Here is a 5513-nt window from a genome sequence, read left to right as displayed (position 1 = left end):
AGTGTCCCAGAGTTCCGGGTCCCGCGCCGCCGAGGCCACGGCCGCCGCCCACGCCTGCGCCTCGGCCCGCTCGCGGTCGCCGCCGGCCCGCAGCACGGCCTCGCGCGTGCGGTCGTACAGGGCGCCGTCGAGATGCGGGGCGAGATGGCTCAGCGCGTTGTGGATGCTGGTCTGCCGCCACACCAGCCGGGTCGCGGGCGAGGCCAGGCGGGGCCGGGGCAGCCGCAGGGAGCGCCGGGTGAGGACGTCGTCGAGCAGCCGCTCCAGCGGCGCCAGCCGCGCGTACGCTCGCCCGGCCCGCCGCCACTCGGCCACCCGCGGCACGACCAGCGGGATCAGGATCCCGGCGACCGTCAGCACGGCGCTCACCGCGGCCGCCGCCGGGGAGATCCCGGTGACGAGCACCGGCCAGTCCCGGCCGCTCCAGCGGGCGGCCACCGCGGCCAGCTTGGCGACGCTGTACCCGGCGTTGCACAGCGTGCCGGCGCCCAGGACGGTCAGCCCCACCCGCAGCGGGCCGCGCACCCGCCGGGCCCAGCGCAGCGCGGAGACGGTGGTGACCGTGACGGCGGTGAGGTGCCCGGCCAGGTACAGCACGATCATCTGGCCGATGTACGGCGTCGTCGCGTAGTAGGTGTCCAGGTCGGTCCGGCGCTCCACGGGCGCGTCGCCCAGCGCGAAGGCGACCGCGATGCCGAGGACGACGAGCGCGTACGCGAGGATCCAGCGCCGGGCGACGACGCGCACCCGGGGCCCGCCGCGCCAGTACACGATCAGCACCTGCGCGGCGGCGCCGTACGCGGTGATCGACGCGTACGTGAGCGGCGCGGCCAGGTTCGGGACGCCGCCGAGCCGGTTGACGGCGCCGACGGTCGGCGGGGCGCCGAGGAGGAAGCAGAGCCCGGCCAGGCCCAGCACCGCGCACAGGGAGCGCAGATAGGGGTCGTGCCGGTGGCGTACGAGGTCGGGGGCCCGGGCCGCCAGGCCGAGCCACAGCACGGCGCAGCTGACGTAGTTGGCGAGGCCGTTCACCGGTGGGGCCCGCGGTAGTTGAGCGCGGCGCCGATGCGTCCGGCCAGGCCCTCGGCGTCGTCGTCGTGCGCCGCGTACACGGAGTCCCGCGGGGCCTCCAGCCAGTCGCGGAGCCGGCGGCCCATCAGCATGCCGAAGCGGTCGGCCTCCTGCTCCTCGGTCAGGCTGAAGTCGGTGCGCGCGGCGACGGGGCGGGGCCGGCCGTCCCCGGCAGGGGGCGGTTCCGCTTCCGTGTCCGCCGCGTGCCGGCTCATGTGCCACACCTCGTGGCACAGGATCACTATCTGGTGCCAGACGGCGGCCCGCCGGTCGACCACGACGACGTCGTGCGTCCCGGCCTCCAGCCACAGCCCGCTGGCGGTGTGCGGCGGGAACGTCTCCCGGCGGACCACGATCTCGCGGCCCCGCCACGCGGCGACGGACGCGACGAGCGCCTCGAACAGGGCCTCCGGGTCCGCGGGGACCGGCACGCGGATGGGGTCGATGAGCACGTCGGCGAGGCGACGCATCTGCCTGCTCGTACGCACCGTTCTCCTCCCGGGTCCCGTTCCGCTTGTGGCGGGGTCGTGCGGTCCACCCGTGCAATATGCCAAGACTCCGGCCTGCTCGGCCACCTCCGGGCGGTGACCCGGCGGCCCGCGCGCCGTGGTCGCGGGCGGTGCGGTCCTGCCGAGGTTACGTGCCCGCGTCCGCCCGCGTCCCGCGATCCGGAGACCGCCGTTCCGTGCGACTGACGCGGCGTCAGGAACCCTGGTGGCCGGGGGAGGCGACCGGGGTCACCGGCACCCCTCCGGCCGCGCTGCCCAGCAGGGTGAGCCGTGCCGTCCCCGGCCCCGCCTCGGTGCCGTCGCCGGCCAGCACCGCCAGGGCGAGCGTGTTGGCGGCGGCGCGCGTGCGCAGGATGCCGTTCGGCAGCGCGAGGGTGCGCGGGGCGCCGCCGGCCACGTACTCGCCCATGTTCCAGCCGTTCAGGAAGACCTGGACGCGGTAGTCGCGGTCCGGGTCGTCGTCGAGGGTCAGTCCGACCGAGGCGTCGACGTCCGGCGGGACGTCCAGCCGGAACGTCGTCCGGTACCAGGTGACGCCCTGCCGCCGGTCCGCGCGGGGCAGGGACACGGACTCCCAGCCGCCGTCGTCGTACCCGGGCAGGTGCCAGCCCTTGCGCTCCCCGTACAGCCCGCCGTTGTTGAGCGGCCCGCGCACCGGGTCGGGGGCCGCCGCGCCCCGCAGCCGCCAGCGCACCTCCGGCGAGGTGCCCCCGAAGGTGACCGACGTGAGCCCCCGGGCCGCCCGGTCGTCGTGCTGGCCGCGCTGGGTGCGCCGGACCAGGACGGACAGCACGGGGGAGGACGACCGCCCTTCCTCGCCGAGCCGCTCGCGCAGTCCCGCGGGCAGCCGGAAGCCCGCCGTGCCGGTCCACGTGCCCTCCCCGCCCTCCTGATCCAGGCGGTGCGTGCCCAGCGGCTCCCCGTCCAGCCAGGCCATGAGCATCCCCCGCGCGCCCGTGCTGTAGGCGAGGGAGACGGACTCCAGGCCGGCGGCGCCGGTGAGCCGGCCCCGGTACCAGACGTCGCCGTAGTGGAAGCCGTAGTCGTCGGCGAAGAGCACGGGCTGCTCGTCGGGCACCGGCGTCGTGCCGTACGACGTCGTGCGGTCGGCGACCGTCCAGCCCGAGTCGTCGTAACCGGGCTCCGCCTCCGGGTTCTCCTCGCGGCGCCGCCAGCCGTCGAGCGCGGGCAGCGCCAGGTCCGGTACGCCGGGCAGCGGCTGCTTGGTTCCCAGGCTCTGGGCCAGGCTGGTCGTCGTGGTGACCGCGCGGCCGTTCCACGACACACGCGTGATGCCGCGCGGCGCCCACACCTCCAGCCCGTACGCGTCGGTGGTATCACCGGTCAGCCGCACCGTGTCGCCGTCCAGCACGGCGTCGCGCAGCAGCGCCGGGCCGTACACGAGCCCCTTGCCGGACGGCGTCTCGTACGGCCACAGCCGCAGGGAGACCGCGTCGTCGGCGAAGAGCAGCAGCAGCGTGCGGTCGGAGCCGGCGCTGCGCACCCGCACCCGGGCCAGACCGGACGCCCCGAGCGGCACCGTCACGTGCAACTGGTCCTTGTCGTACGCCCAGGCGGCCTCCGCGTCCAGCCGGGTCGGCCAGGGCTCCTCCGGGCAGTCCAGCACGAGGTGCGCCATCTCGCCGGTGCGGCCCACGAAGGCGGCGATGTCCAGCCGCCCCACGCTCAGGGTCATCATCGGCTGCACGGTGGCGTGGGCGAGCTTGCGGCCCCCTCCCAGGTCGAGCCCGGCGGCGAGCAGCTTGGCGTCCCGCGCGGGCACGGTGACCGGCACGTCGGTCCCACCCATCCGCAGCGTGGAGGTCACGTCCGCGGCGGAGTCGTTGCGCAGCACGTACACGTGGGCGCCGGTGTCCGGGTTGGCCAGGTGGCGCACCCGGATCCGGGCGTCGGCGGCGCGGACGGCGGGTGCCGTGTCCAGCCGCGCCAGGTCGGGGACGTGGCGCAGGAGATGGCCGAACTGGTGGAGCGGGGCGAGCCGGTCCGTGGGCCTGCGCCCCTCGTCGATCGCCGCCGCGGGGTCGTACGTGGGCGTGGGCGCCGACGGCGCGGCCAGCCAGCCCCACGAGGTCCCGCCGAACACCGGGCCCGCGTGGTGCAGCGCGGTGCCGTCCGCGAGGCCGGTGAGGTGGACCCGGCGCGCCTCGGCCGCGTCCGCGGTGCGGGGCGCCTTCGCCAGGTCGACCGGGGCGCCCTCGTGGAGGACGGGTACGTCGATGCCGTCCGCGCGGACCTTCGCCCGCAGCCGGCTCAGCAGGTCGCCGTGCGGGGCGTCGAGCCGGTAGAGCAGGACGGTGCCGGTGCCCCGCGTGTACTGGTGCCGGGCGGCGATCGCGTCGACGCGGCCCAGCCACTCGTCGGCGTGCCGCCGGAACGCCGGGCCGGTGGTCCCGGCGCCGTCCCCGGCCGACGTCAGCCAGCCCGGCAGGCCGCCCGCGTCGACGTCCGCGCCGATGTGCGGGCCCGGCCGCAGGACGACGTACAGACCGGTCTCGGCGGCCGTGCGCAGGAACAGGTCCAGGTCGCGGACGCCGGTGAAGTCGTACCGCCCCGGGGCGGGGGAGTGCTGGTTCCAGGCGACGGGCACGTCGACCGCGTTGAAGCCGGACGCCCGCATCTTCTGGAGGACGTCCCGCCACAGGGACGGGCTCGGCAGCCGGAAGGGGTGCAGCTCGCCCGCCCACAGCGCGAGGCGTCTGCCGTCGATCAGCAGCGAGTGCCGGTCGAAGGCGATCCGGTGGCGCCTCCCGTCGGCGCCGGGCGGCGCGGGCGGCGGCCCGGTGGGTACGGGGCCGGGGGCGCCGGACGCCTGCACCGTCCCGCCGCTCATGCTGCCGCCGAGGGCGAGACCGAGGACGGTGGTGCCCGCGAGGGCGCTGAAAACTCGTCTGCTGAGCTCCAAGGGAGCCTCTCCTGTTGCCTGTACCGCTGGTGCCGGGCCCATTGTCCACAACGCCCCGCACAATGGTCGTATGAGGATCTCGGCACGGGCGGACTACGCGGTACGGGCGGTACTGGAACTCGCCGTACGGCAGGGCGACCGCCCCGTGAAGGCGGAGGAGGTCGCCACCGCCCAGGACATCCCGCACAAGTTCCTGGAGGGCATCCTCGGAGACCTGCGCCGGGGCGGCATCGTGGAGAGCCGGCGCGGCGGGGGCGGCGGATACCGGCTGGCGCGCGAGGCGGCCGAGGTCACGGTCGCGGACGTCATCCGGGCGGTGGACGGGCCGATCGTCTCGGTGCGCGGCGAGCGGCCGACGGGCCTCGTCTACACGGGCACGGCGGGACCGCTGCTGCCGCTGTGGGTGGCGCTGCGCGCCAACGTCCGCCGCATCCTGGAGGGCGTGACCATCGCGGACCTGGCGGCGGACGCGCTGCCGGACCCGGTACGGCGGCTGGCGGCCGAACCGGCGGCGTGGGAGAACCCGTAGGGGTCCCCGCCCTGGGAGCCCTTCAAGGGGGCGACCCTTGCGCCACTCAGGAGCAGGCCGGGTCACGGCCCGCCCGGCCGGCACAGCGAGTCAGCCGGTGCGGCCCATGCCCGCCGCGTTCGGCCACGCCTGCTGCGGGCCCGAACGGCCGGTCGCCGGGACCGGGTCCAGGCCGTTGGTACCCCGGACCTGCGCGGCCGTGAGACCCCCGCGGGCCGGGACGCCGGGCGGGGTGGGACCGGTGGGCACGGGATACCCGACCGCCGCGGCGGCCGGAGCCGGGGCGGGCACGGGCGCCGGTGCGGGCGCGGGCCTCGGGACCTGCGCGGGCTGCGGGTACGACGCCGGCTGGGGGACCGGCGCGGGCTCGGGGTACGGCGCCGGCTGGGGGACCGGCACAGACTGGGGGGCCGGCACCGGCTGGGGATACGGCGCCGTCGGCTGCGCGTACGGCGGCGGCTGCGGGACCTGCTGGGGTGCC

The 5513-nt window shown here is 76.7% G+C and carries 4 protein-coding genes and 1 pseudogene; 1 reads left to right on the top strand and 4 read right to left on the bottom strand.

Annotated features, from left to right (window positions below):
• The 3 genes from GTW67_RS14590 to GTW67_RS14580 form a co-directional block, all read right to left on the bottom strand.
• A partial coding sequence (locus tag GTW67_RS14590) for an MAB_1171c family putative transporter (protein ID WP_161165247.1) occupies positions 1–1032 on the bottom strand: 1032 nt, incomplete at its 3' end.
• Positions 1029–1559 carry a toxin gene (locus GTW67_RS14585; RefSeq protein WP_161165246.1) on the bottom strand — a complete coding sequence of 177 codons (531 nt, stop codon included), beginning with the start codon at positions 1557–1559 and terminating at the stop codon, positions 1029–1031. The genes GTW67_RS14585 and GTW67_RS14590, both read right to left, overlap by 4 nt.
• Before the next feature lie 214 nt (positions 1560–1773).
• On the bottom strand, positions 1774–4503 hold the full coding sequence (locus tag GTW67_RS14580) for a beta-galactosidase (RefSeq protein ID WP_237518852.1): 2730 nt from the start codon (positions 4501–4503) through the stop codon (positions 1774–1776).
• A gap of 70 nt (positions 4504–4573) precedes the next feature.
• On the opposite strand from GTW67_RS14580, the gene GTW67_RS14575 reads away from it, so the two are divergent.
• Positions 4574–5032 (top strand): RrF2 family transcriptional regulator, encoded by a 459-nt coding sequence (locus GTW67_RS14575; protein WP_161165244.1) that lies wholly within the window; start codon positions 4574–4576, stop codon positions 5030–5032.
• A gap of 90 nt (positions 5033–5122) precedes the next feature.
• Here the strand turns inward: GTW67_RS14575 and GTW67_RS14570 are convergent.
• Positions 5123–5513 (bottom strand): annotated as a pseudogene (locus tag GTW67_RS14570) (histidinol-phosphate aminotransferase family protein); the annotation flags it as partial.

The organism is Streptomyces sp. SID5910, from assembly GCF_009862125.1.
Taxonomy (GTDB): Bacteria; Actinomycetota; Actinomycetes; order Streptomycetales; family Streptomycetaceae; genus Streptomyces.
This window is presented reverse-complemented; position numbering and strand designations above follow the sequence as displayed.